At 59.2% G+C, this 24,463-nt stretch carries 23 protein-coding genes, 1 tRNA gene and 1 pseudogene; 12 read left to right on the plus strand and 13 right to left on the minus strand.

Annotation, left to right across the window (positions count from 1 at the left end; translation table 11 throughout):
• Positions 1-1,009: pseudogene (locus tag HMPREF2978_RS06705) on the minus strand (excinuclease ABC subunit A); the annotation flags it as partial.
• A 76-nt stretch (positions 1,010-1,085) separates the two neighbouring features.
• On the opposite strand from HMPREF2978_RS06705, the gene HMPREF2978_RS06710 reads away from it, so the two are divergent.
• The 4 genes from HMPREF2978_RS06710 (at position 1,086) to HMPREF2978_RS06725 (ending at position 6,150) form a co-directional block, all read left to right on the plus strand.
• Positions 1,086-1,688 (plus strand): MBL fold metallo-hydrolase, encoded by a 603-nt coding sequence (locus HMPREF2978_RS06710; protein ID WP_070744742.1) that lies wholly within the window; start codon positions 1,086-1,088, stop codon positions 1,686-1,688.
• A gap of 95 nt (positions 1,689-1,783) precedes the next feature.
• Positions 1,784-2,707, plus strand: a complete 924-nt coding sequence (locus HMPREF2978_RS06715; RefSeq protein WP_070527498.1) for a DoxX family protein — start codon at positions 1,784-1,786, stop codon at positions 2,705-2,707.
• A 178-nt stretch (positions 2,708-2,885) separates the two neighbouring features.
• Positions 2,886-5,126: a HelD family protein gene (locus HMPREF2978_RS06720; protein ID WP_070527496.1), complete on the plus strand. Its 2,241-nt coding sequence runs from the start codon at positions 2,886-2,888 to the stop codon at positions 5,124-5,126.
• 10 nt (positions 5,127-5,136) lie between these two features.
• Positions 5,137-6,150, plus strand: a complete 1,014-nt coding sequence (locus HMPREF2978_RS06725) for an App1 family protein (protein WP_070527624.1) — start codon at positions 5,137-5,139, stop codon at positions 6,148-6,150.
• An 85-nt stretch (positions 6,151-6,235) separates the two neighbouring features.
• Here HMPREF2978_RS06725 and HMPREF2978_RS06730 read toward each other — a convergent pair whose 3' ends face one another.
• From HMPREF2978_RS06730 to rpsA, 6 genes are all read right to left on the minus strand, one after another.
• Positions 6,236-6,676 (minus strand): universal stress protein, encoded by a 441-nt coding sequence (locus tag HMPREF2978_RS06730; RefSeq protein WP_010190091.1) that lies wholly within the window; start codon positions 6,674-6,676, stop codon positions 6,236-6,238.
• Positions 6,677-6,815: 139 nt separating this feature from the next.
• The gene (locus tag HMPREF2978_RS06735) at positions 6,816-7,262 is read right to left on the minus strand and encodes a universal stress protein (RefSeq protein ID WP_070527492.1); all 447 of its coding nucleotides are present in this window, start codon (positions 7,260-7,262) and stop codon (positions 6,816-6,818) included.
• Positions 7,263-7,375: 113 nt separating this feature from the next.
• Positions 7,376-9,469, minus strand: coding sequence for an excinuclease ABC subunit UvrB (gene uvrB / locus HMPREF2978_RS06740; protein WP_070527489.1), 2,094 nt, complete (start codon positions 9,467-9,469; stop codon positions 7,376-7,378).
• A 97-nt stretch (positions 9,470-9,566) separates the two neighbouring features.
• A complete protein-coding gene (locus HMPREF2978_RS06745) occupies positions 9,567-9,929 on the minus strand; it encodes a DUF4259 domain-containing protein (protein ID WP_246818739.1) in 363 nt (120 codons plus the stop codon).
• A 155-nt stretch (positions 9,930-10,084) separates the two neighbouring features.
• A complete protein-coding gene (gene coaE, locus HMPREF2978_RS06750; protein WP_070744744.1) occupies positions 10,085-10,714 on the minus strand; it encodes a dephospho-CoA kinase in 630 nt (209 codons plus the stop codon).
• Positions 10,715-10,829: 115 nt separating this feature from the next.
• The gene (rpsA, locus tag HMPREF2978_RS06755; RefSeq protein ID WP_070527480.1) at positions 10,830-12,290 is read right to left on the minus strand and encodes a 30S ribosomal protein S1; all 1,461 of its coding nucleotides are present in this window, start codon (positions 12,288-12,290) and stop codon (positions 10,830-10,832) included.
• Positions 12,291-12,530: 240 nt separating this feature from the next.
• Between rpsA and HMPREF2978_RS06760 the strand changes: the two genes are divergently transcribed.
• Together HMPREF2978_RS06760 and HMPREF2978_RS06765 are read left to right on the plus strand one after the other, a co-directional pair.
• Complete coding sequence (locus tag HMPREF2978_RS06760; protein WP_070527477.1) at positions 12,531-13,271, plus strand: class I SAM-dependent DNA methyltransferase; 741 nt, start codon at positions 12,531-12,533, stop codon at positions 13,269-13,271.
• Between the two features lie 60 nt (positions 13,272-13,331).
• The gene (locus tag HMPREF2978_RS06765; RefSeq protein WP_070527474.1) at positions 13,332-13,802 is read left to right on the plus strand and encodes an RDD family protein; all 471 of its coding nucleotides are present in this window, start codon (positions 13,332-13,334) and stop codon (positions 13,800-13,802) included.
• A gap of 3 nt (positions 13,803-13,805) precedes the next feature.
• Here the strand turns inward: HMPREF2978_RS06765 and polA are convergent, their stop codons facing one another.
• Positions 13,806-16,457 carry a DNA polymerase I gene (gene polA / locus HMPREF2978_RS06770; protein ID WP_070744746.1) on the minus strand — a complete coding sequence of 884 codons (2,652 nt, stop codon included), beginning with the start codon at positions 16,455-16,457 and terminating at the stop codon, positions 13,806-13,808.
• A gap of 91 nt (positions 16,458-16,548) precedes the next feature.
• Between polA and HMPREF2978_RS06775 the strand changes: the two genes are divergently transcribed.
• The 6 genes from HMPREF2978_RS06775 to HMPREF2978_RS06800 all read left to right on the plus strand — a co-directional run bounded on the left by HMPREF2978_RS06775 (position 16,549) and on the right by HMPREF2978_RS06800 (position 20,514).
• Positions 16,549-16,622 (plus strand) — tRNA-Leu (locus HMPREF2978_RS06775).
• A gap of 69 nt (positions 16,623-16,691) precedes the next feature.
• Positions 16,692-16,967: a hypothetical protein gene (locus HMPREF2978_RS06780; RefSeq protein WP_070527469.1), complete on the plus strand. Its 276-nt coding sequence runs from the start codon at positions 16,692-16,694 to the stop codon at positions 16,965-16,967.
• Between the two features lie 136 nt (positions 16,968-17,103).
• Complete coding sequence (locus HMPREF2978_RS06785; RefSeq protein WP_070527466.1) at positions 17,104-17,919, plus strand: DUF368 domain-containing protein; 816 nt, start codon at positions 17,104-17,106, stop codon at positions 17,917-17,919.
• Between the two features lie 3 nt (positions 17,920-17,922).
• Positions 17,923-18,804, plus strand: coding sequence for an ABC transporter substrate-binding protein (locus HMPREF2978_RS06790; protein WP_070744747.1), 882 nt, complete (start codon positions 17,923-17,925; stop codon positions 18,802-18,804).
• Entirely contained in the window at positions 18,797-19,750 is a 954-nt protein-coding gene (locus HMPREF2978_RS06795) for an amino acid ABC transporter permease (protein WP_070527460.1), read from the plus strand. The genes HMPREF2978_RS06790 and HMPREF2978_RS06795 overlap by 8 nt, the downstream gene beginning before the upstream one ends.
• Complete coding sequence (locus tag HMPREF2978_RS06800) at positions 19,750-20,514, plus strand: amino acid ABC transporter ATP-binding protein (protein WP_070527457.1); 765 nt, start codon at positions 19,750-19,752, stop codon at positions 20,512-20,514. The genes HMPREF2978_RS06795 and HMPREF2978_RS06800 overlap by 1 nt, the downstream gene beginning before the upstream one ends.
• Before the next feature lie 104 nt (positions 20,515-20,618).
• Here HMPREF2978_RS06800 and nusB read toward each other — a convergent pair whose 3' ends face one another.
• The 5 genes from nusB to aroB form a co-directional block, all read right to left on the minus strand.
• On the minus strand, positions 20,619-21,149 hold the full coding sequence (gene nusB, locus HMPREF2978_RS06805) for a transcription antitermination factor NusB (RefSeq protein ID WP_070744749.1): 531 nt from the start codon (positions 21,147-21,149) through the stop codon (positions 20,619-20,621).
• A 1-nt stretch (position 21,150) separates the two neighbouring features.
• Complete coding sequence (gene efp / locus HMPREF2978_RS06810; RefSeq protein ID WP_070527452.1) at positions 21,151-21,714, minus strand: elongation factor P; 564 nt, start codon at positions 21,712-21,714, stop codon at positions 21,151-21,153.
• A 94-nt stretch (positions 21,715-21,808) separates the two neighbouring features.
• Positions 21,809-22,900: a M24 family metallopeptidase gene (locus tag HMPREF2978_RS06815; protein WP_070527449.1), complete on the minus strand. Its 1,092-nt coding sequence runs from the start codon at positions 22,898-22,900 to the stop codon at positions 21,809-21,811.
• 42 nt (positions 22,901-22,942) lie between these two features.
• On the minus strand, positions 22,943-23,368 hold the full coding sequence (gene aroQ, locus HMPREF2978_RS13040; RefSeq protein WP_070527446.1) for a type II 3-dehydroquinate dehydratase: 426 nt from the start codon (positions 23,366-23,368) through the stop codon (positions 22,943-22,945).
• 18 nt (positions 23,369-23,386) lie between these two features.
• Positions 23,387-24,457, minus strand: a complete 1,071-nt coding sequence (aroB, locus tag HMPREF2978_RS06825; RefSeq protein WP_070527443.1) for a 3-dehydroquinate synthase — start codon at positions 24,455-24,457, stop codon at positions 23,387-23,389.
• Between the last annotated feature and the right edge of the window lie 6 nt (positions 24,458-24,463).

Below are 24,463 nucleotides of genomic sequence, written 5' to 3' on the forward strand. Positions count from 1 at the left end.
GGGTGCGCGGATCAAAGTCCAGGGCTTTCGCTAGGCCTTCAACTAGTTTGACAAAGTACCGCGCATTGGGGCTCGACGTCCAAGGTTGGATGGCCTCCACAGCCGGGGCATCCGGATCCGGGATCAACAGATCCACATCCACCTCAAGGCGCGTGCCCAAGCCATCGCACACCGGGCAGGAACCGAAAGGCGCGTTGAACGAGAACGCGCGGGGCTCGTATTCCTCAATGGTCAGCGTATGGCCGTTGGGGCAGGCAGCTTTTTCCGAGTAGGTGTGCGTGAGCTCTTCGTGGTCAACGAAATCCAGGGTGACGAGGCCGTCTGCCAAGCGCAGTGCCGTCTCCACCGAATCCGTCAGCCGCTGCTTCTGGGAAGCCTTCACCTGCAGGCGGTCCACGACGACATCGATGTCGTGTTTGATCTGCTTCTTCAGCTTCGGCGGATCACTGAGCTGATAAAGCTCACCATCCACCCGAACACGGGAGTAGCCCTGCGCCGCGAGGTCTGCGAAGAGGTCAACGAACTCGCCCTTACGGCGGCGCACCACAGGGGCAAGGACCTGGAACTTCAGCTTCTCCTCGTGGCTTAAGACCTCATCCACGATCTGCTGCGGGGTTTGGCGCTCAATGACGGCATCGCACTCAGGACAGTGCGCAGTACCCGCGCGGGAAAAGAGCAAACGCAGGTAGTCATAGATTTCTGTGATGGTTCCCACGGTGGAACGCGGGTTGTGGTTGGTGGATTTTTGGTCAATCGACACCGCCGGGGATAGACCGTCGATGAATTCGACGTCCGGCTTATCCATTTGGCCAAGGAACATACGCGCATAAGAGCTTAAGGACTCCACGTAGCGCCGCTGGCCCTCGGCGAAGATGGTGTCAAAGGCGAGTGAGGACTTGCCGGAGCCTGATAGACCGGTAAACACCACCAGGTTATCGCGTGGAATGTCGATATCCACGCCCTTGAGGTTGTGCTCACGCGCACCTCGTACGACCAAACGATCAGCCACTAGTTGCTGCCTTCCTACACAAAAGAATGTGTGTTCAGAGAGTTCTCACTCAGAATCTACCCGTATGGTTGGACTTATGAACAACGCCCTGAAGCTTCATAAAATTTCCGTTTCTGAAATGGACAACAACTGCTACCTGTTGTGTGCTGGTGACGAGGCGCTGCTTATCGACGCTTCCGCTGACGCCCCGGCACTGCTTGCTTTGGCCGCCGAGCACGGCGTTAAAATCACCGCAGTGCTCACCACGCACCGCCACTGGGACCACGTGCGCGCGCTCAAAGAGGTCCTGAATAAAACCGGCGCCGTGCACTACTCCTCTTTCTTGGACTCGCCTGCCTTACCCGCCCCCGTCGACGTCGAATTGGAGCATGGCGATACGCTTTCTTTCGCCGGCCACGATCTGCCCGTCATTATCCTGCGCGGACACACCCCCGGAGGTGCGGCCATTGCCGCAGAGATTGATGGCGTTACCAACCTCTTCGTCGGTGATTCCCTCTTCCCCGGCGGCGTGGGCAAGACCACCTCGGAAGGTGACTTCGTGCGCCTGTACAAGGATGTCACCCGTCGGCTCTTCGATGTCTACCCGGACGAAGCGATCGTCCGCCCCGGGCACGGCGCACCCACGACGCTTGGCGCGGAGCGCCCGCACATAGATGCGTGGTGGAAGCGCCGTTGGTAACTGCGTATTAACTGCTGCGCTGACAGCGGCAATTGTTTAACCCGCGTACTATGGTGTGACGAACGTCTTTACAGATCTATTGAATGGAGCACGTTATGATTCGTAAATTTGCCCGTCCTATGCTGGCCTCCGTGTTTGTTTGGGATGGTGTGGATACGCTCCGCAACACCTCGGAGCACGTCGCGGACACCGAGTCCGTGCTCAAGCGCCTACGCAAGGTGCTGCCCCGCGAATACGCAGGCTACATCCCGAATGACCCAGAGCTGGTTACCCGCGCACTCGGCGGTGCAAAGACCGCTGCAGGTACCACTTTGGCGCTGGGCAAGGCCCCGCGTACCTCGGCTGCAGTGCTCGCGCTGACCCACGTCCCTAACCTGGTGGGCAATGCTTTCTGGACCGCCGATTCCAAGAAGGACAAGGAAGCACAGCGCAACAGCTTCATCACCAACACCGCCCTGCTTGGCGCCTTGGCCATTGTTACGCAGGACACTGAGGGCAAGCCCTCCGTGCGTTGGCGTGCTGCCAAGGCCTCGGAGCGTGCCAACAAGAAGATCCAGCAGGCTCTGCCGGGTAAGTCCGAGCAGCAGAAGTTCGCAGAAGACTTCTCCAACCGCGCCAACGAGATTTCTTCTGATGTGACCACCAAGGCCAATGACTGGTTCGAAACCACCAAGGAATACGTCGAGGACAACCGTGATGATTGGGAGTCCGCTGGCCGGGACTTCATCGACTCCGCGCGCTCCTTCGTCGAGGACAAGGCTGAAACCGCTCGTGAGTTCTTTGAAGACAACAAGGATGATTGGCTCGACGCTGCACGTGACAACACCGAAACCGCCCGCAAGGGTCTGGTAAAGGCAGCCGGCAAGGCACAGGACCGCGCTGACGAAGCACTGGCCAAGGCGGATTCGCTCGATGGAAAGCGTGCCCAGAAGAAGGCTCGCAAGCGCGCCGAAAAGCTGCAGAAGGAAGCTTCCAAGAAGCTGGATAAGGCTTTCAAGAAGTTTGGAGACCGCTTCTAAGCTCTCCCTCCTACGCTGCGGAAAGCCCCGCAACACACCGCGATAATGACCGCGGTGGAGACATCAACGGCTCAGCTAGTATGCTGGGCCGTTGTTCTTTTTCCTGTCCACCCATCCTTATCTCCTTTTAACTTCCCGTCTGTCCACGAGAAGTCTTCATACGCACCCAAGGAGCCTTGTGTCTGAATCTTCATTCGCGACTCACACCGGGAAAGTCGACGCCCACGCGAGCGAGCAGAGCGCGGAAATAGCTAGCGAGCAAGCCTATGTCGATGGCCTCTTCGAGCGTCTGGACAACGAGGTCCACGCCGCCAATGTGCGCCTCAACGAGGTGCAAGCAGCCGTCGACCCTCATACCCCAGATGCTGATGCGCTCGTGCGCCGCGAAACCGAATACCACGGCCTGCAAGCAAAATTAGATCGGCTTAACATCGCCCAACTCGGTCTAGTTTTCGGCCGCATCGACATTGATGCACCTGGCGATAACCCCACCCCAGAAGGCCTAGACCGCCGCTATATCGGCCGTATGGGACTCGATGCCCGGGAGGAGGATTACCGCACGCTTCTTTTGGATTGGCGTGCCCCGATGGCACGGCCCTTCTACTTGGCAACCACTGCACACCCTGAAGGGGTTCACGTACGCCGGCACATCAGGACTACTGGTCGCACTGTCACCGGTATCAGCGACGAGATCCTCGAAGGAGACAACGCTGCAGAAAGCAGCGATGTCGCTAGCGAATCCGCCCTCCACCACGTCATGCAGCGCGCCCGAACCGGCCATATGCCATCCATCGTGGAGACCATCCAGCGCGAGCAAGATGAAATCATCCGTGACAGCACGCGCGGTGTCATGGTAGTTGAAGGCGGACCAGGAACCGGCAAGACTGCGGTAGCGCTGCACCGTGTGGCCTACTTGCTCTACACCTACCGCGAACAATTAGCCGCCACGGGCGTGCTCATCGTGGGCCCCAATTCCACCTTCCTGGAATACATTTCCCGAGTGCTCCCGGAACTTGGTGAGACCGGCGTTGTGCTCTCCACCATTTCTTCCCTTTTCCCCGGCATCGAGGCCACGCACGCTGAGTCTCTACTCGCCCGCGAGATTAAGGGTTCCGAAGCCATGGTGGAGATCCTCGGCAACGCGGTGAAGGACCACCAGCGTTTGCCCGAGCATCCGCGCACGCTGGAGATCGATCGGCTCGAGCTCACCGTGGACCCCCAGATGGTGAAGGCAGCACGAACCCGCGCACGGCGCTCCCGCAAGCCGCACAACGATGCTCAAGCGGCGTTTGCGGAACACCTCATCGAATCGTTGGCCCAACAGATGGCCGAACGGATCGGTTCTGATCCGCTGGGAGGCGCCAACTTGCTCTCCCGCGCGGACGTGGACCAGCTCCACGATGATCTAGCCGAGGAACCACAGGTCACAGAACTCATCGACGAGTTCTGGCCCCATCTCGCGCCTACCGAGGTACTCGCCGAACTACTGAGCAGCACCGAACGCATCGATTCGGCGGCCAGCGCCTACGATGAGGAAACCCGAGGTGCCCTCTACCGCGAGGATGGCAGGGCTTGGGCGGCGTCCGATGCTGCGCTTCTCGACGAGCTCGCTGTCCTCATCGGTATGCCTGACCCAGAGGCAGAACGCGCTGCCGAGGAGAAGGAATGGCGTGAGCAAGTTGCTGAAGCAGAAGATGCCCTCGATATTCTGAGCTCCTCCGATTCCACCGACAACGATGATGACATGTTCGAAGCGGAGATTCTCTCCGCCCACGACGTCATCGATGCCGAGCACCTCGCTCGACGCCACGAAGTTCGGGATTCCCGCACCACCGCTCAACGTGCCCGCGAGGACTACACGTGGGCCTACGGGCACGTCATCGTCGATGAGGCCCAGGAGCTGACCCCGATGGAGTGGCGCATGATCTTCCGTCGCAGCCCCTCCCGGTGGATGACGCTCGTCGGCGATACCTCCCAGACTGGAGCCCCCGCCGGCGTTGATGATTGGGGCGAGACACTCGAACCTTTCGTCGGCCAGCGCTTCCGATTGCACGGCCTGAGCGTTAACTACCGAACCCCACGCCCGATCACGGAGCTGGCCAACCAACTCCTTCAATCCATTAACCCGGAGGCCACGCCAGGAATCGCGGTGCGCGACGGTGTGGACGTTATCTGGCAGGACGGCGAGAGCGACCTGCAGCCAGCAACCATCCAGGACGCTGACGGGCGCCTACGCGCTGTGATCACCGCGGCCAATGTTGAGCAGATCAAAGGCCTGGAGTTTGACCACGTCACCGTAGTCAACCCGGATGACATCGTGGCAGCGTCCCCGCAGGGCTTGCACAATCTCTACGTGGCGCTGACGCGTGCGACGCAATCCCTCACCATCGCCGGCCGCTACGCGGAGGTTTTCCGTTAATCTGGTGCGCATGGCACTTTCCGATATCGCCCGCAAAGTCGAATCCACCGCGAATGCTTATTCTCTCAAGCGCTCAGCACGCAAGGGCTGGCGCCCCAGTGTTACTGGCTATGCCGGCTACGGCAATGAGGAATTCGTCCACGTGCTGGGGCGGGTTCTCATGCATGACCCTGCCGCCGAAGAGCGCGATACGTGGGCTCAACGCGGATACCGCCAGTTCTTCACCATCCAAGTCACTCACCACGAGGTCGAAGTTACTGTTGGCGGGAAGACGGTAGCGGGCGCCACGAACGACAACGGCTATATCGACGTGCTAGTCCATGACCACGGGCTAGAACCCGGTTGGCACGGGGTCACCATCCGTGCCAAGGGCGCCGCGGAGGCCAGCGCGGAGGTCCTCATCGTGGACAAAGACACGACCTTCGGTGTGGTCAGCGATATCGATGACACCATCATGGTGACGTGGCTACCACGCGCGATGATTGCGGCGTGGAATTCCTGGGTCAAGCGCACCAATACGCGCAAACCCGTAGAAGGCATGGCCAGCTTTTACCGCGAGATCTCCCAACAGCACCCAGAGGCTCCCTTCATCTACCTCTCCACCGGTGCGTGGAACACCTATGACACTTTGGTGAATTTCATGGCGGAAAACGGGTTCCCTCGCGGCCCGCTACTGCTGACGGATTGGGGGCCGACACCCACCGGCCTCTTCCGCAATGGCCTCGAGCACAAGCGCGTCCAATTGCGAAACCTGTTCATCGCTTTCCGCAAACTGCGTTGGCTGCTCATCGGTGATGATGGCCAGCACGATCCCTTAACCTATGCCGACGCGGCAGCGGAGCACCCCAACCATGTGGCCGCAGTTGCCATACGCAACCTCACCCCGCAGGAGCAGCTGCTCTCCCATGGTTCGCTCGCTCCCTTGGTGAAGGTCAACGAACAGTCTTCTTTCAATATTCCGCTCATTCAAGGCACTGACGGTAACGCCCTTGCCCGTGCCTACCGCACGCTTCCTTCCAGTTAGGACGATAAGAAAAGGCGCGCAGCGGCCCAGGAGGCTTCTTCTTTGAAGGTCTCTGAGCGCTGCGCGCCGTGAACGCAATGAAGCGTTAGTTGACGGTGTGGACAATCATGACATCGCAATCAGACTGACGTGCGACATCCGCCGGAACCGAACCAAGCAGGCGGCCGGTCAGGGAATTGATTCCACGGTTACCCACGATGAGCAGGTCTGCCTTGTTGTCGTTGACAATGGACATCAGGGCCTGAACCGGGGTGCCCGGGCGCACAGCGGTCTCCACCTTCGTCACGCCGAACTTCTCTGCGTGCTCCTTGCCGGAGGCGAGGTTGGCCTGGGCCTTCTCATCACCGAGAATCGTCACAGAATCCTGGCGCAAAGTCTTGGAAGCCTGCTCCTGGTTCTCGTAGTAGGCGCAACCGATGATGAGAGTGGCATCGAAGGCTGCGGCGATCTTGGCGGCGCGCTCCACTGCAAGCAGGGAGGACTTGGAACCGTCGGTGCCGACCACGATCTTGTTGTAATCGCTCATGATGACCTTTCTTCGCTGGCCCCAACCATGAGGCCACCGCTTGACAAAATTTTAAAGCTTTTGCGCACCCGCTAGTCTAACAACGCTGGCGCGTTCACGTCGATCAGCGCGCACGAGGCGCAGCGCGCCATGTTCTGTCCTAGTCAGTGGTGTTGACCACCACGACGTCGGCGTGGGCTTTACGAGTGAGCTCCGTCGCTACAGAGCCAAAGACGCGACCCCGCACCGAGTGAATTCCCTTGTTGCCCACGACGAACATATCCACGTCGTAGTCCTTGCCCACCTCGAGGAGCGAATTCACAGGATCACCGGACTTAGCAATGATTTCAATGCGCTTCGCACCCTCACCGTGCGCAATCTCCGCGGCATTGTTGAGGAAGCTTTCGGACATCTCTTCGCTCACCACCGGTACTCGTGCGTCCTCTGAGTTCGGGGCGCCGAGCATCGAACCCGAGTGGTTGTAGAAAGCGGACACGATAATCAGCGTGGCGTCATAGGCGCGCGCCATTGATGCGGCAGATTGGACAGCGCGCATGGAAGTCTGCGAGCCATCGGTTCCGACGGCGATCACGTTGTAGCTCAGCATAATTCTCCTTATAAGTAGCGATTAATCCTTAATAGTATGACACGGTCTTCTGCACAGAGATGGGTTTTACCCGCACATTGAGTGGGCAAAACTCTGAGCCCTGACGCGCGCCACTAGATCCCGGCCTCCTTAAGACCGCGTTGCTCCTTTTTCAGATCAGCAATCTCATCGCGCAAGCGCCCTGCTAACTCGAACTTGAGCTCGCGGGCTGCCTCGCGCATTTGAGTCGTTAGGTCGTCGATAAGCGCCTGCACCTCGTCGGCAGCCATGGAGGACACATCCGGCTTGTCGACGATCGCCGTGGGATCCGCGTCCTGCCCTTGCTCGTCGGCGTTCTCATAGACTTGATCCAAGATATCGGCGATCTTTTTGCGCAGCGGCTGCGGGTCGATGCCGTGCTCCTTGTTATAGGCAATCTGCTTCTCACGGCGGCGCTCAGTCTCCTCGATGGCCTCCTGCATCGAGTCCGTAATCTTATCCGCGTACATGATGACCTCACCAGAGACGTTTCGGGCGGCGCGGCCAATTGTCTGAATAAGCGAAGTAGTGGAACGCAGGAAACCTTCCTTATCGGCATCCAAAATGGCGACGAGTGACACTTCAGGGAGGTCGAGGCCCTCGCGCAGCAGGTTGATGCCCACGAGGACATCGAATTCACCCAAGCGCAGCTGCCGCAATAGCTCCACGCGCTGCAGCGTATCGATATCCGAGTGGAGGTAGCGCACCTTGATGCCATGCTCCAGAAGGTAATCGGTGAGGTCTTCTGCCATGCGCTTAGTCAAGGTGGTGACCAGTACACGCTCTTGCTTAGCGGTGCGGGCGCGGACCTCATCGATGAGGTCATCGATCTGGCCCTTGGTGGGCTTGACCGTCACCTTGGGATCTACGAGGCCGGTGGGGCGAATGACCTGTTCCACGAACTCGCCGCCGGAAGCCGTCATTTCGAAGTCACCTGGTGTGGCCGACATGTAGACGGTTTGGCCCACGCGCTCCTCAAACTCATCGAAGGTCAACGGCCGGTTGTCTACGGCAGAAGGCAAACGGAAGCCAAACTCCACGAGGTTGCGCTTGCGGGCCATATCGCCCTCAAACATGCCGCCGATCTGCGGGACGGTCACGTGAGACTCATCGATGATAGTGAGGAAGTCCTCGGGGAAATAATCCAAGAGCGTCGCCGGCGCGGAACCAGCGGGACGTCCGTCAACGTGGCGCGAATAGTTCTCAATGCCGGAGCAAAAGCCCACCTGTTCGATCATCTCAAGGTCATATTCGGTACGCATGCGCAGGCGCTGCGCTTCGAGCAACTTGCCGCGGTTCTCCAGCTCCGCGAGGCGCTCCGTGAGTTCCTCCTTGATGTCCTCGATGGCACGAGCCATGCGCTCTGGCCCAGCTACATAGTGCGTTGCGGGGAAGATTCTTACCTCGTCGACCCGCTCCAGCACGTCGCCCGTCAAGGGGTGGATGTAGTAGAGCTCGTCCACGTCATCGCCGAAGAACTCGATGCGCACAGCGCGCTCTTCATAGGCGGGGATAATATCCACGGTATCGCCCTTGACGCGGAAGGTTCCGCGCGTAAAGCCCACGTCATTGCGCTCATACTGGATATCCACGAGCAAGCGCAGGAAGCGATCCCGGTCGATCTCCTCCCCTTCCTCCAGCACAACAGAACGATCGAGATAGGACTGCGGCGTGCCCAGGCCATAGATGCACGACACAGAAGAAACCACAACCACATCACGGCGGGATAAAAGAGCTGACGTGGCGGAGTGGCGCAGGCGTTCCACGTCCCCGTTAATGGAGGAATCCTTTTCAATGTAGGTATCCGTCTGCGCGATATAGGCTTCCGGTTGGTAGTAGTCGTAATAAGAGACGAAATACTCCACCGCGTTGTGCGGGAGAAGCTGGCGCAGCTCATTCGCCAGCTGCGCTGCCAGCGTTTTATTCGGCGCCATCACGAGTGTTGGACGCTGCTGCTTTTCGATGAGCCAGGCGGCGGTCGCGGACTTACCGGTACCCGTGGCACCCATGAGTACCACGTCCCGCTCGCCGCGGCTGAGACGCTCATCCAGTTCCGCGATGGCGGCGGGTTGGTCGCCAGCGGGCTGGAATTCGGACTCAACACGGAACTCGGCTGAGCGCCGCTCGATTTCACCAACAGGGCGATGTTCGGAGACGGGCAGGATGGGGTGTTCAGCAGCAAAAGCCATGCTGACCAGTCTAACGCGCCCACCACGAAACCTGCTAGGCCCCACAGGCTGGGCAACCTGCCTCATCTGTGCCTGTGGAACGAGACCTCACTGCATTTTAGGGCAACGCGGCGCGCGTCCTGCGCAACCACAGTTCAAGCTCACCCGTGGTTTCCCACAGCGCATAAATCGGGGAACTGTTGGGTTCCATCGCTGTGTTGATTTTCTTGCGCAACCAGGCCCGGGTCTGCGGTGTGCGCAATACCTTGACGTCATCCGCGCTAATTCCAGCGGGGAGCCTATCTACAGGCGTGGTGGCCAATGCACCCAGGGCGATGATTACCCCAGCATCGTCGACATCGATGGGAGAATCCACGCAGCTTCTCTTAAACGTATCAAGATCGAAGGAGCCATCACGGATTGCCGCGAGCACTTCGCACGCGGCGTGATTATCAAAAGGCCCAACATCCCACGTTCCCATGAAGGTGCAGATTAAGCAGGGAAAGTGAACGGGGTGCGAGCACAAGGTAAATTTTGGCCACCATATCCTTTAAAAGTTGGCGCTCTCCGGCGCAGGATACGTGATGTGCACTACTCCGGCCTCTGCAAGAGAAAGCAAAGAAAACCCAAATACCACTAGCTTTCTGACCACGTAGCGCTGCTTGCTCTTAGGAAAGCGCGGAGCTTTTCGACGAGCCCGTCAACCTGCGAATCGAGCTTATCGCGAGCACCGTTGTTATCAATGATGAAATCAGCAGCGGCACGACGCACATCGTCTGGGATCTGCGCCGCTATCCGGCGGCGTGCATCCTCCTCATCCAGCCCGCGATACTCCACAAGACGGCGCACCCGCTCCGCCGCTTCAACGTCAACGACGATGGTGGCGTCCATATCTTTGTGTAGACCCTTGTCCACGAGGAGCGGCATGTCATAAACCACGAAATCGGCTCCAGCGCGGCGCGCGGAGTCAAAGCGGGCCTGGGTCTCCTCCTGAATACGCGGGTGCGTAATGGAGTTGAGGAGATTGGTCTTCTCCCGGCTGGCGAAGGCGCGAGAAGCCAGCTGCCCTCGATCGAGGCTTCCATCGGCTTGAAGGATATCCTCCCCGAAAGCGTCCGCTAACTCAGCGAGCGCTGGTTGACCCGGTTCAACAATGTCCCGGGCTATCTGATCGGCATCCACTAATTCCCAGCCGTGGCGCACGAGAAGCTGCGCCACAGTCGATTTTCCACTGCCGATTCCGCCGGTGAGTCCAATGAGTTTCATACCGGCTTAGGATACGCGAAAGGCCGCCCCTCCCACAGCGGGGAGAAGCGGCCTTTCTGCAAGAACTACATCGTCTCGGACTAAGCGGCGGAGCCTATCCGAGAGGACTTAGTTTTTAGTTGCCAGCGAGCTTGTCGCGCAGAGCAGCAAGCTGCTCGTCGGAAGCGAGGGAGCCGCCAACCTCTGCCTGAGAATCGGATGCCGGAGCTGCATCCTGAGACTCGGAAGAGTAGTTGGAGTTGGCAGCGGACTCGGCGGCCTCAGCGGCTGCAGCACGGTTGCGCTCGATCTGAGCGGTGTGCAGGTTGAAGCGACGCTCGGACTCTGCGTAGCGAGCCTCCCAAGCCTGGCGCTGCTCGTCGTAGCCCTCGAGCCACTCGTTGGTCTCCGGGTCGAAGCCCTCCGGGAACACGTAGTTGCCCTGCTCGTCGTAGGAGTCAGCCATGCCGTACTTGGACGGATCGAACTCGTCGGTGTAGTCCTCGTCTGCCTGCTTAACGGACAGGGAGATGCGGCGACGCTCGAGGTCGATGTCGATGACCTTGACCATGACTTCCTGGCCAACGTTGACAACCTGGTCCGGAACCTCCACGTGGCGCTGAGCCAGCTCGGAGATGTGGACGAGGCCCTCGATGCCCTCCTCGACGCGAACGAAGGCACCGAACGGAACGAGCTTGGTGACCTTGCCCGGGACGATCTGGCCCACAGCGTGGGTGCGGGCGAAGACGCGCCACGGATCCTCCTGGGTTGCCTTCAGGGACAGGGACACGCGCTCGCGGTCCAGGTCGACGTCAAGAACCTCGACGGTGACCTCGTCGCCCACGGTGACAACCTCAGACGGGTGGTCGATGTGCTTCCAGGACAGCTCGGAAACGTGAACCAGGCCGTCGACACCGCCGAGATCGACGAAGGCGCCGAAGTTGACGATGGAGGAGACAACGCCCTTGCGGACCTGGCCCTTCTGCAGCTGGTGCAGGAACTCGGAGCGGACCTCGGACTGGGTCTGCTCGAGGTATGCGCGGCGGGACAGGACAACGTTGTTGCGCTGCTTGTCCAGCTCGATGATCTTGGCCTCGAGCTCCTGGCCGATGTACGGCTCCAGGTCGCGAACGCGGCGCATCTCAACGAGGGAAGCCGGGAGGAAGCCACGGAGGCCGATGTCGAGGATGAGACCACCCTTGACAACCTCGATGACGGTACCGGTAACCGGCTCTTCCTTGGCGTGCAGCTCTTCGACGGCGCCCCAAGCGCGCTCGTACTGTGCGCGCTTCTTGGACAGGATCAGACGGCCTTCCTTGTCCTCCTTGGTGAGAACAAGTGCGTCGATCTGGTCGCCGACCTCGACAACCTCATCCGGGTTGACGTCGTGCTTGATGGAGAGCTCGCGGGACGGGATGACGCCTTCGGTCTTGTAGCCGATATCGAGCAGGACCTCATCGTGGTCAACCTTGACCACGGTGCCCTCGACGATGTCACCATCGTTGAAGTACTTGATGGTGGCGTCGACGGCAGCGAGGAAATCCTCTGCGGTTCCGATGTCGTTGATCGCAACCTGAGGGGTGTTAGAAGTTGGCATGTAGTTATGCTCCGAATAAACGTAGGAGATCGTAATTGGACAGTTACGTGTCTCTTGAAAAGCGTCATTAAGCAGCGCAGATGCGCAAGACTTAAGATGGATTTCAATCCCGACTCGCAGCCGAGCTGAGCTCTCCTACAGTAGCCCAGCGCGTCCCAAGTCATAGACACGCCCGTACAACCCTACATCCTCGCAGCTAAAACGGCAAATGCGCCATGGAATAAGAATCGAAAAAGATCAATGTCTTCTGTAACTTTTTCTGCGTCCTCAGCCAATCGTGATTTTTGGGATCGTGACGCCGATTCCTACCACGCCGAACATCCCGAGTATCTATCCTCTTTCTACTGGTGCCCCGAGATGCTGCACGAGGCTGATGCGCAGCTGCTTGGCGATGTCTCCTCCGCGACCGTCCTCGAGCTCGGCTGCGGATCCGCGCCCTGCACGCGGTGGCTGCAAGGACGCGCACGCTTTGCGACGGGCTTCGATCTCTCGTCCGGCATGCTCTCCCATGCCGAGGGTGGCCTACCGCTCGTTCAGGCTGATGTCCTAGCTCTTCCCTATCGTGATGAAGTCTTTGACATCGCCTTTTCTGCCTTCGGCGCCCTACCCTTCGTCGCCGACCTAGACGCGGCACTGCGCGAAGTCCACCGTGTTCTGCGACCTCATGGCCGCTTCGTCTTTTCCGTGCCGCACCCTATGCGTTGGGTTTTCCCTGACAATCCACAGGACCTCACCGCGGAGCTGTCCTATTTTGAGCGCGCCTACCTAGAACAGGACGCTAACGGTGAGCTCACCTACGCCGAGTTCCACCGCACGATGGGTGATTGGGTACGAGCACTGCAGGCTCGCGGTTCTTTCGAGATCTGCAACCTCATTGAACCCGAGTGGCCAGAGGGCCTCGACATCACTTGGGGCCAGTGGTCTCCTGAGCGAGGTGCGGTCTTTCCCGGTACCGCCATCTTCGTGTGCGAAGCACGTTAGGTCAGACACTGCCTCCCCTGGTATCGAATCAATCGGCTGCAGCGAACTAAGCTGACAGGCATGCTTCTAGAACGCCTCGGGATTTTCGTGCGCCGCACAGTGGCCTGGTGGATTGATGCCTTTCTCGCCGCCGCCATCATCGTGGCGCTCAAGTGGCTTATCAACCTCATCACCGATGGAGTGCTAACCGGCCGAGCGGGCGCGGTCTATGACATCGTCGCCCTTGCGCTCGTCTTCTACGTCTTCCGAGTGTGGATTGAGGCTGCAAAGCAGACCTCCCTGGGCAAGTGGTCGCTGAGGCTAGAGGTTATTGCTGAGCATCCCGGAATCGGCAGCGCAGCCGTTCGCAACAGCTGGCTCCTCCTCACACTTCTGGCATTGACAGGACTCCCCTTCGTGGAGGCAACCATCCTGGGCATCCTCGGTCTCAGTGTCCTGCTGCTGGGACAAACCCCATTCGACCTCCTTGCCGGGTGCTTGGTCGAGCGCCGCACGCCCACCGAGGACGAGCGCGCGGTGGGCTTAACCTAAGGCCTAGTGCGCCGCGGCATCCCAGTTCTTACCCACACCAACGGAGACTTCAAGGGGCACAGTCAACCCGATAGCCTTGTCCATCTCTCGCTCCAAGATGCGCTGCACGTCCTCCGCTTCGCCGGGAGCCACCTCCACGACAAGCTCATCGTGAACCTGGAGCAGCACACGCGATGCTAAACCTTCAAGCGCCCTGTCCACGCGGATCATGGCCACCTTGATGATGTCTGCTGCAGTTCCCTGGATGGGTGCATTCAAAGCAGCTCGCTCCGCATTTTCACGGGCAACACGATTATCAGAGTTCAGCTCCGGTAAGTAGCGGCGACGCCCAAAGACCGTGGAGGTGTAGCCATCCTTTCGGGCCTGCACGACAACTTCGTCGAGGTAACGCTTGACGCCACCGAAACGCTCGAAATAGCTCTCCATAATCTCTTTGGCCTCACGCGCCGGAATTCCCAGCTGTTGCGATAGGCCGAAGGCGGAGAGACCATAGACCAAGCCATAGGACATGGCCTTGACTCGGCGGCGCAGCTCCGGGGTTACCTCATCCACCGGAACGTCAAAGACCTTGGAGCCGACATAGTTGTGGAGGTCCTCACCTTCGCGGTAGGCCTCAATAAGCCCCGGATCAGCGGAGAGGTGCGCCATGACGCGCATCTCAATCTGTGAGTAGTCAGCCGTAATCAAGGTCTCGTAGCCTTCACCAACCACGAAGGCCGAACGGATCTGGCGTCCAGCCTCCGTGCGCACCGGGATATTCTGCAGGTTCGGCTCCGTCGACGACAAGCGTCCGGTTGAGGTCACCGTCTGATTAAACGTGGTATGAATACGACCATCTGGCTGAATGGTCTTGATGAGCCCCTCCAGCGTCGTCTTCATCTTCTGGTACTCGCGGTGCGCCAGCAGGTGGTCTAGGAACGGGTGCGGGTGCGTGGCAGCAAGCTGCTCAATTTCCTTAGCGGCGGTCGAATAACCTGTCTTAGTCTTCTTCGTCTTCGGCATATCGAAGGTATCGAAGAGCACCGCCTGCAACTGCTTCGGGGAGTTCAGATTAAGTGATTCATCACCAGCCAACTCGCGGGCGGCGCGTTCCTGCTCATTGACCTGCTCAATGAAGGCATCGCGCTGCGTTTCCAAGACGTCTCGGTCGACCGCAATACCAGCGGCCTCCATCTGGGCCAGGATGCTCACGAGTGGCAACTCAAGGTCTGTATACAGCTCGAAGGAGTCAATCTCCTGGAGTTGACGCGTCAGTTCTGCTGCTAGTTCCATAATGGCAGCGGCCTGATCCACCAGCGGGTTTTCATCCAAGATGGAAAGCTGCTCTGTCGCTGCTCCCAGGGACTTCTGCAGATGGCGCTGGTACACGTCCGTCAACGCATACGTGCGCTGACCCGGACGCAGGAGGTAGGCAGCGAGGGCTGTGTCATGGGCGATTCCGCGCAGTTCGATCCCTCGCCCCGCCAGCATGTGCCAAGCAGCCTTTGCCTCGTGCAAATACTTCGGCGCATCTGACGACAACCACGCGGCGAGCGCGGCGTCGTCCTCAGCATCGAGATCTGCTAACTCAATCTGGCGGCCCTCAAAGGAGGAATCAACCAGTGCCAGTGCCGCAGCATCACCCGCGCCCGGGGTCCCATCGCCCTGCACGAATACCGCGACATGTTCCTTGCCCTTGATCCACTCAGTCAGCCGTGTATCCACCACGGTCACCGTTACCTCTGGTGCTTCCTCTACCGCAGCAGCCTCGGCGGCGGCGTCATGAGGAACGGCGTTGAAGACTCGCTCGCGCAAGTTGGTACCAAACTCCAGCTCATCGAAACGTGCCGCGACTTCGTTGGCGACCGCACCCTTGAATTCCAAATCCGCCGGGCCGACCTCTAGGTCCATATCCGTCACCATCTGGGTGAGCTGTCGGTTGAGCTTGACCTGCTCGATGCGATCGCGGAAGTTCTGCCCCGCCACGCCCTTGATTTCTTCGGCATGCTCGATGAGGCCATCGAGGGAGCCATACTGGGTAATCCACTTCGTGGCGGTTTTCTCCCCCACCTTAGGGACAGACGGCAGGTTATCGGAAGGGTCGCCGCGCAGGGCTGCGAAATCTGGGTATTGCTTGGGGCTCAGGCCGTACTTCTCCTTCACCGCCTCTGGAGTGAAGCGATGCAGCTTGGACACCCCACGCATGGGATAGAGGACGGTCGTGGAGTCGTCGACAAGCTGCAGATAGTCGCGGTCACCAGTGACCAAGAAGGTCTCATAATCTGCGCCCGCCTCGGTGGACAACGTGGCCACGATGTCATCTGCCTCGAAATTCTCGCGCGAGAGCGTGGTGATTCCCAGCGTTTCCAGCACGTCCCGGATGAGCTCAACTTGGCCGCGGAACTCTTCGGGGGCGGCCTCACGCTGCGCCTTGTACTCGGGGAACATGTCAGTGCGAAAGGTCTTGCGGCCCACATCGAAAGCTACAGCGACGAAGTCTGGCTTCTCCTCGGCCAGGATATTCGCCAACATGGAAAGGAATCCGTACACAGCGTTCGTGTGCTGGCCGCCCGAGGTTGAAAAGTTCTCCGCGGGCAGTGCATAAAATGCGCGAAAGGCCATGGAGTGGCCGTCAATGAGCAAGAGTCGGGGCTGAGAAGTAGTCACCCGGCCCATCCTAACGTGTTGCATGGAGCGGCACCGTTGAGGGCCTTAGGCAGGCAATTAGGTTCACGTTGGTCTACTGCGCTACTATCGTTGCTTGTGCGCCCCTGTAGCCCAATTGGCAGAGGCAACGGATTCAAAACCCGTGTAGTGTGAGTTCGAGTCTCACCAGGGGCACAATGTCACCCCACAACAGAGTCTGTTGTGGGGTGTTAGCGTTTTTTCAACTGAGAGGAACCCGTTTCTATGCGTCGCACTATCATCGCTTTGAGCACCGCGGTTGCCCTTACTCTGGGTGGTACCACCGTGGCTACCGCTGCAGAATCGAGCGCTAATAAAGAGGTCCTTCCCAAGATCGAAGGTTCCTCCTACTACCAAGAGCTGCGTAAATCTGCGGCTTTCTCGGATGATCCGCAGCTCAACACTTTCGCCACTGTGCTTCTCGATGGCCTTGTAGGCCTCGCTGCCTTCGCCATCTTGGGTTCAATCTACGGCGAGATAGCTAAGCGCCTGCCCATGTAAAAGGCGTATAACCTTCCGTAAATTGAATAGTTTGCATAAGCCTGTTGTGCGGTGAGAGAATAAAAAGTCATCTGCTCACCCACTCTTCCCGGCACGGCAATCCCACCGGGTAGACAGTCAAGGTTACTTTCGGTTTATGCATTATCTTTTTAACGCCATTCGCGGCGCCCTCATTGGCATGGCCGAGTTAGTCCCCGGAATCTCCGGCGGCACCGTTGCGCTCATCGTCGGCATCTATGAGCGCGCTTTGCATAACGCCAATGATCTCATCTCCGGCCGTTTCAAGAAGGTCGAATGGGGCTTCCTCGTCTCCGTAGCCGTCGGCATGTTCGCCGCTGTTTTCGGTTTCTCCACGATCCTCCATAACTTTGTGGAGGGTCAGGTTTCGCTATCCAGCGCCCTCTTCCTCGGCATGGTCGCCGTCTCCATCGTCGTGCCACTGAGCATGATGTCGCGTTTTTCTCCCGCGTCCATCGCCGCGCTTGTTATCGCCGCCGTCGCAATCTTCTTCGTCACCGGCTTCACCTCCACCCCAGTAGAAGACCCCAACCTTGTCGTGGTCTTCATAGCGGCCATGGTGGCTGTGTGTGCGCTCGTTCTTCCTGGTGTCTCAGGCTCCCTTATCTTGCTGACGATGGGCCTCTACGCGCCGATCATCGGTGCAGTCTCGGACCGCAACATGATCGTCGTGGGTGTCTTCGCACTCGGCGCGGTGTGCGGCCTCGCGGCTTTCGTCAAGGTGTTGAACTACCTGCTGGATAATCACCGCGATATCACCCTCGCGGCCATGGCCGGCTTCATGCTCGGCTCCCTGCGCGCGTTGTGGCCGTGGGGCGCTGACCAAGATGCTTCCACACCGCTCATCCTGCTTATGTTCGCGATTGGCGGCATCATCGTGGCCATTTTCATCGTTGTGGACCGGCGCAAAGCCGCAAGCTACCAAGAGAGTTAAAGCATGATTAAGAAAACGGGCATCGTGGGCGTCGTCGGAGCACTTGCCGCTACTGTTCTTTCCGGCTGCGTCACCAACGAGGAGCCGGCGCTGCCAGAAGGCTGGTCCGAGCCCAACGTGGAGAAAGTTCCCGAGATTGCCGCGATGTATGAGGACGCAGATGGAGTCCTCACCGTGGGCACGAACCCACCATTCGCACCTTTCGAGTTCAAGGATTCCGATGGCTCGATCATCGGCTTGGAAATGGACCTAGCCAATGCAGTCGCCCAAGTGTTGGGGCTCGAGTTCCAGCCGGTAGAGAAAGACTTCTCCATGATCTTGCCGGCGGTTCAGTCGGGACAGATTGATCTCGGCGGTTCCGGGTTCACCGATACCGAAGAGCGCCGGGAGAACTTCGATTTCGTCGACATCCTCTACGCCGGTATTCAGTGGGCCAAGCTCACCGATGGCCCCCACGAGGTAGACCCATCTAACCCTTGTGGCCTCACCGTCGCGGTGCAACGCACCACGGTGTCGGAGACCGACGATCTGCGCCCCAAACAGGAGGCCTGCGATGGCAATCTGACCATCCTGCCCTATGACACAAGCGATAACGCCGCTCTTGCGGTTTTGATGGGCCGCGCGGATGCGCTCTCAGCAGATTCACCAGTCTCTGCTTGGGCTGTCAACCGCTCAGATGGACGTATGTCCATGGTCGGCGAGATGTTCGACGCCGCGCCCTACGGCTTCGCCGTCCCGAAGGATTCCGACCTCGGCCCTGCCGTAGCGGCGGCGCTCCAGCATCTCATCGATACCGGGGCATACGCCGAAATTCTCGATAAATGGGGTGTTAACGACGGACTCGTCGAACACGCAATGATTAACGAAAGGCCGATCAATGACTAACTCCTCTCTCCCAGCAGCGTCGGAGTCGTCGGCTTCGACTACCCCAGAAAAGATCGAAGCCCGCCCACTGCGCCACCCTTGGCGCTGGGTCTTTGCTACCCTCCTCGCGTTGCTTGCCGTATGGTTCATCATCTCCTCGGCGCGCAATGAAGCCTTCGGATGGGGAACCTACTTCCAGTATCTTTTCGATACTCGGATTGCCACCGCTGCACTGCACACCATTGCTATTACGATTCTGGCGATGATCATTGGCGTCGTGGGCGGTGCGGCCCTCGCGGTGATGCGTATGTCCCCTAACCCTGTGCTGGGTGGCGTGTCGTGGGTCTTCCTGTGGCTCTTCCGTGGCACCCCAATCTACGTACAGCTGGTCTTCTGGGGTCTACTTTCGGCCCTCTATCAATCCATCAACCTTGGATTCACAGAGATTTCCCTCACCGAGGTACTTAATAACGCATTCCTCCTGTCGGTTTTGGGCTTGGGCCTAAACGAGGCCGCGTACATGGCGGAGATTGTCCGCTCCGGTATCTCTTCTGTTCCGGAGGGCCAAAAGGAAGCCAGCAAGGCCTTGGGAATGGGCTGGTGGATGACCATGCGCCGCACGGTGCTCCCGCAGGCCATGCGCATCATCATCCCGCCGACTGGCAACGAGTTTATTTCACTGCTCAAGACTTCTTCTCTTGTCGTGGCAATTCCCTACACGGCGGAGATTTTTGGCCGCGCCACGGACATTTCCGCTGCGCTCTTCGAGCCCATCCCCCTGCTCATGGTCGCGGCGACGTGGTACCTGGCCATCACTTCCCTGCTCATGGTGGGCCAGTACTTCTTGGAGCGCCGCTTTGAGCGCGGCGCCACCCGCGAGCTCACCGGCCGCCAGCTGGCCGCGCTTGCGGACGCCGAAGGAACTATCCCCCGCAACGTCTCTGTCATCCCGGAGGTAAAGAACTAATGCCGACTCCCATGATTTCCGCGCAGAATGTGCACAAGTCTTTCGGCCAGCTCGAAGTTCTCAAAGGTATCGACCTCACCGTCATGCCTGGCGAGGTCACGTGCCTACTGGGCCCCTCTGGTTCCGGTAAGTCCACCTTCCTACGCTGCTGTAATCACCTGGAGAAGGTCACGGCCGGCCGCCTCTACATCGACGGCGAACTCATCGGTTTCCGCGAGCGCAATGGCGTGCTTTATGAAATCTCCGAGAAGGAAGCTGCAGCCCAGCGCCAAGATATCGGCATGGTCTTCCAGCAGTTCAATCTGTTTAGCCATCGCACCGTGCTGGAGAACATCATCGAGGCCCCCGTCCAGGTAAAGAAGCAGAGCCCGGAGCAGGCGAAGAAGAAGGCCATGGAGCTGCTGGAAAAGGTTGGCCTCGCGCACAAGGCGGATGCCTACCCGGTACAGCTCTCTGGTGGTCAGCAGCAGCGTGTCGCCATTGCCCGCGCGGTTGCCATGGACCCGAAGCTCATGCTTTTCGACGAACCCACCTCGGCCCTCGACCCCGAGCTCGTCGGTGAGGTGCTCCGCGTGATGAAGGAACTTGCCGCCGATGGCATGACCATGCTCGTCGTGACCCACGAGATGGGCTTTGCCCGGGAGGTCGCCGACAACATCGTCTTCATGGACGGCGGCAGCGTCATCGAAACCGGCACCCCGGAGCAGGTCTTGGACAATCCTCAGCACCAACGGACGAAGGATTTCCTCTCTTCGCTCTTGTAGAACGCTTGGGCAGTTCTCTACTTGAACCCGTCCAAGACAAAACTCCGGCCAGTCCGCAAAGGGTAACTGGCCGGAGTTTCGGGCTTCAGGGAAAGACGTGGGCTCTACTCGGAGTCGCCTTCGTCTTCCGCAGTCTCAGCGGGCTCTTCGGACTCCTCGGAAGAGGCCGAGGCCATCGGGCTATCCGCAGACTGGGATTGGATGACGTCATCCAGCACCGCGTGGATATAAGGCGCGGCCTTGTCATTAGAGTATTCGGAAGCAAGCTCCACGCCTTCAACAAGCGCGGTAGCGTTCGGAACATCCGCGTTGAAGAGGATTTCCCATACCGATACGCGCATGATCGCGCGGTCAACGGCGGGAATGCGCTCGAGCGACCACTCGCTGGAGAGGTAACGAGCAATCGCATCGTCGATGGCATCCAGCTCTTCAGCTGCTCCACTGACAATTTCGCGGGTGTAGTCCGCGATCGGCGCCACGCCGTTTTCCGGATCACGAGCAAGCTCGACGCGGTCTTCCACGATAGCTACCGGATCAACGTCGCGTGATTCTGCCTCGAAGAGAATATCCGCAGCTCGGCGGCGCGCGCGGTAGCGCGCGGTGTGCCGCTTATAGTTTGGCTCTGGTTGGGTCATTTTAGTTGTTGACGCGGGAGAGGTATTCGCCGGTACGGGTATCGATCTTAAGAACGTTTCCGATCTCGATGAACAGCGGAACCTGGATCTCGGCGCCGGTCTCGAGTGTCGCCGGCTTGGTGCCGCCGTTGGAGCGGTCACCCTGCAGACCCGGCTCGGTGTGCTCAACCTTCAGGTCAACGGAGATCGGCAGCTCGCCGAACAGAGCCTCGCCGTCATGGAAGGAGACCTGCACGCGCATGTTTTCCAGGAGGAACTTGCCAGCGTCGCCGAACTTATCAAACGGCAGCTCGTACTGCTCGTAGGTCTTATCATCCATGACCACGTAGTTCTGGCCATCGTTGTACAGGTAGGTCATGTCGCGGCGGTCAACGTTGGCGGTCTCCACCTTCACGCCAGCGTTAAAGGTCTTGTCGGTGACCTTGCCAGAGACCACATCCTTGAGCTTGGTACGCACGAATGCAGGACCCTTGCCAGGCTTGACGTGCTGGAATTCAACGATCTGCTGCAGCTTGTTGTCGATCTTCAGAACGAGGCCGTTCTTGAAATCAGTGGTATCTGCCATGAAATGACTCTCCCAAATTACTTGTAGTCGAAACTATGAAAACAGTGTCTAAGCATACCTCACGCGCCGCACCAGCGGCGCGAAGGGGTGCTGGCTACAGCACCTGAAGTTCCTTCGGATAGGCCGTGATGATCTTTGGCGCCCCTGAGGTGATAAAGAGGCTGTCCTCAATACGTACACCGCCCTTACCCGGAACGTAGATGCCCGGCTCAATGGTCAGCGTCATTCCTTCGGCCAGCTCGCCCTTGCCGGTTTGCGCAGCGGAGGGTCCTTCGTGCACGTCGAGGCCGATGCCGTGGCCAGTCGAGTGAACGAAATACTCGCCATAGCCGGCCTCAGTGATGATGTCACGGCAGGCCGCGTCGACGTCGACAAGCTTGGCACCTGGCACCGCCGCCTTCACGCCAGCTTCCTGGGCGCGCAGGACAATGTCGTAGATTTCACGGGCGAAGTCAGTGACCTCACCGATAACGAAGGTGCGGGTGCAGTCGGAGTTAAAGCCGCGCAGGTGGGCTCCGAAGTCGATCGTGACCAAATCTCCCTTGCGCAACTCGCGGTCATCCGCGCCGTGGTGTGGCTTAGCGGAGTTCTCACCGGAAGCCACAATGGTGTCAAAGCTCACACGTTCCGAACCGAGCATGCGCATGCGGTACTCCAAATCAGCAGCGACCTGACGTTCCGTGCGCCCAGCGGCAACCTCCCCGGCCTCCACGAGATCGGTGAGTGCCTGATTTGCCAGGGCAGCGATTTCCTCGAGCTTCTGCAGCTCAACACGATCCTTGACCAAGCGGATCTTCTCAATCACGCCGGTGACCGGTACCAGCGTCACGCCCTCCGGCTTCGCCTTCTCCAGACGCTCCAGTTGTGAGACGGTGAGGTAGTCGGCTTCATAGCCCACGCGTAGATCTTGGGAAACCTGCCCCAGCAAGTGCGGGCCCACATCGCGACCGAGGCTGGCTTCAATGTCTGGAACCTCTTCGGCGATCTGCGTGGTATAGCGACCGTCCGTTGCCATGAGCGCGGAGAGGTCCTTGCGCAACAGCAGTCCACCATTCGACCCCGAGAACCCGGTCAAGTAACGCACGTGCGTCAGGTGGGTAACGATAATGGCGTCAATGCGCTGACCAGTCAGCTCAGTCATGAGCTTGCGGCGGCGGTTGCTATAACGAGTATCGGCTAATGCCATGAGAGAACCACTCCAATCAATTCAAGCGATACTTCATGATAGCTAATGCGCCAGGAAGTACCCCAGTGCCGCGACATAGCCATAAGAACCGAGGCCCGCAATAACACCGCGAGCGATGGGGCTTATGTAAGAGTGCTGCCGGAACGCTTCCCGCGCATGCACATTGGAGAGGTGTACCTCAACGAATCCTGGGCCATCGGCTACCTCCGCCAAGGCATCACGCAGGGCCACCGAGGTATGTGTAAAACCACCCGGGTTGATGATGACCGGCCAGCCCTCATCGGCAGCGCGATGCACCTGTTCAATGAGTTCGCCCTCGTGGTTGGATTGGAAGAAGACGATCTCTTCCTCCCCCGCCGCCGCACGGACGCGAGTCTCTATATCCTCCAAGGTTTCGCTGCCATAGATTTCTGGCTGGCGCTTGCCCAGGCGGTTAAGGTTCGGGCCGTTGAGGACGAGAATAGTCATGGCGAACTCCTTAAATTCCTAAGCGGTGAGCTGCGCGTAGGCTGCGCGCAGCTCCTCATCAGTGGCATCTTCCAATCGCGTGGTTTCCCCGATCCCGGTGAGCGCTACAAAGCGGATGTGGCCGCCGCGGTTTTTCTTGTCATGGCGCATTGCATCCAGCAGCTCCTCGAAATGTCCCTGCTCATAAGTGGTCGGCAGCCCGATCCGGGTCAAGATGTCGCGGTGCGTGGCCACGAGGTTGGCATCGATAAGCCCGCGCGCGTGGGATAGGTGAGCAATGAACATCATTCCCACCGCCACCGCGCGGCCGTGGCGCCACGAGTAATTCTCGCGACGCTCCACTGCGTGGCCGAAGGTGTGACCGTAATTGAGGGTCTCGCGCAGCCCGGATTCCTTCAAGTCCTGGCCCACCACGTGTGCCTTGACCGCAATAGAACGCTCGATGAGCTCCGGCAGCAGGCCGTCGGGCTCAAGACATGCAGCGGCATCCTTCAGGTAGTGCTCAATGATCTGCGGGTCATGGATGAAGCCAGTCTTGATGATTTCTGCAGAACCGGCGACTATTTCGTCGGCCGGTAGCGTGCGCAAATGATCCAGATCAACAAAGACTGAGTCCGGCTCGTGGAAAGCCCCAACCAGGTTCTTTCCCGCGGCGGTGTTGATGCCGGTTTTGCCGCCCACGGCGGCATCCACCATGGCGAGCAACGTCGTCGGTGCCTGAATCACCGGGATACCGCGCATCCACGTGGCCGCAGCAAACCCAGCCAGGTCTGTCACCGCACCACCGCCTAGGCCAATGACTGCGTCACGGCGACTAAACCCTGCCTCGCCGAAAATATCCCACAAGCGAGCGAGCACGTCGAGCTGCTTTGCGGCTTCGGCATCGGGGACCGCAACTGAGGTGGCTTTAATCCCCTGTGCTCGAGCCTGTTCAACTAGGTCATGGGCAGCTTGCGCGAGCGGCGGTTGGTGGATGATTGCGACCTTAGCCGCACCAATCGCCGCGGCGCGCTTAATCATGGCGGTACTCAGGCCACTGCCAAGAGTGACCTCATAAGGTGATGGTCCATTAACAGCAATGGTGTGCATGGGTGG

Origin of the sequence: Corynebacterium sp. HMSC074C01, from assembly GCF_001814605.1 — a bacterium.
Classification (GTDB): Bacteria; Actinomycetota; Actinomycetes; order Mycobacteriales; family Mycobacteriaceae; genus Corynebacterium.

Coding starts and splice junctions, on each gene's coding strand:
- aroQ (WP_070527446.1), bottom strand. CDS start 23,368: ATGACTATTCTCGTCCTCAACGGCCCGAACCTTAACCGCCTGGGCAAG.
- aroB (WP_070527443.1), bottom strand. CDS start 24,457: ATGCACACCATTGCTGTTAATGGACCATCACCTTATGAGGTCACTCTT.
- nusB (WP_070744749.1), bottom strand. CDS start 21,149: ATGACCCAACCAGAGCCAAACTATAAGCGGCACACCGCGCGCTACCGC.
- HMPREF2978_RS06815 (WP_070527449.1), bottom strand. CDS start 22,900: ATGGCATTAGCCGATACTCGTTATAGCAACCGCCGCCGCAAGCTCATG.
- HMPREF2978_RS06730 (WP_010190091.1), bottom strand. CDS start 6,676: ATGAGCGATTACAACAAGATCGTGGTCGGCACCGACGGTTCCAAGTCC.
- HMPREF2978_RS06710 (WP_070744742.1), top strand. CDS start 1,086: ATGAACAACGCCCTGAAGCTTCATAAAATTTCCGTTTCTGAAATGGAC.
- HMPREF2978_RS06800 (WP_070527457.1), top strand. CDS start 19,750: ATGCCGACTCCCATGATTTCCGCGCAGAATGTGCACAAGTCTTTCGGC.
- HMPREF2978_RS06795 (WP_070527460.1), top strand. CDS start 18,797: ATGACTAACTCCTCTCTCCCAGCAGCGTCGGAGTCGTCGGCTTCGACT.
- coaE (WP_070744744.1), bottom strand. CDS start 10,714: ATGAAACTCATTGGACTCACCGGCGGAATCGGCAGTGGAAAATCGACT.
- HMPREF2978_RS06780 (WP_070527469.1), top strand. CDS start 16,692: ATGCGTCGCACTATCATCGCTTTGAGCACCGCGGTTGCCCTTACTCTG.
- HMPREF2978_RS06735 (WP_070527492.1), bottom strand. CDS start 7,262: ATGCTGAGCTACAACGTGATCGCCGTCGGAACCGATGGCTCGCAGACT.
- HMPREF2978_RS06745 (WP_246818739.1), bottom strand. CDS start 9,929: ATGGGAACGTGGGATGTTGGGCCTTTTGATAATCACGCCGCGTGCGAA.
- HMPREF2978_RS06765 (WP_070527474.1), top strand. CDS start 13,332: ATGCTTCTAGAACGCCTCGGGATTTTCGTGCGCCGCACAGTGGCCTGG.
- uvrB (WP_070527489.1), bottom strand. CDS start 9,469: ATGGCTTTTGCTGCTGAACACCCCATCCTGCCCGTCTCCGAACATCGC.
- HMPREF2978_RS06790 (WP_070744747.1), top strand. CDS start 17,923: ATGATTAAGAAAACGGGCATCGTGGGCGTCGTCGGAGCACTTGCCGCT.
- efp (WP_070527452.1), bottom strand. CDS start 21,714: ATGGCAGATACCACTGATTTCAAGAACGGCCTCGTTCTGAAGATCGAC.
- HMPREF2978_RS06725 (WP_070527624.1), top strand. CDS start 5,137: ATGGCACTTTCCGATATCGCCCGCAAAGTCGAATCCACCGCGAATGCT.
- HMPREF2978_RS06760 (WP_070527477.1), top strand. CDS start 12,531: ATGTCTTCTGTAACTTTTTCTGCGTCCTCAGCCAATCGTGATTTTTGG.
- HMPREF2978_RS06785 (WP_070527466.1), top strand. CDS start 17,104: ATGCATTATCTTTTTAACGCCATTCGCGGCGCCCTCATTGGCATGGCC.
- polA (WP_070744746.1), bottom strand. CDS start 16,457: ATGGGCCGGGTGACTACTTCTCAGCCCCGACTCTTGCTCATTGACGGC.
- rpsA (WP_070527480.1), bottom strand. CDS start 12,290: ATGCCAACTTCTAACACCCCTCAGGTTGCGATCAACGACATCGGAACC.
- HMPREF2978_RS06715 (WP_070527498.1), top strand. CDS start 1,784: ATGATTCGTAAATTTGCCCGTCCTATGCTGGCCTCCGTGTTTGTTTGG.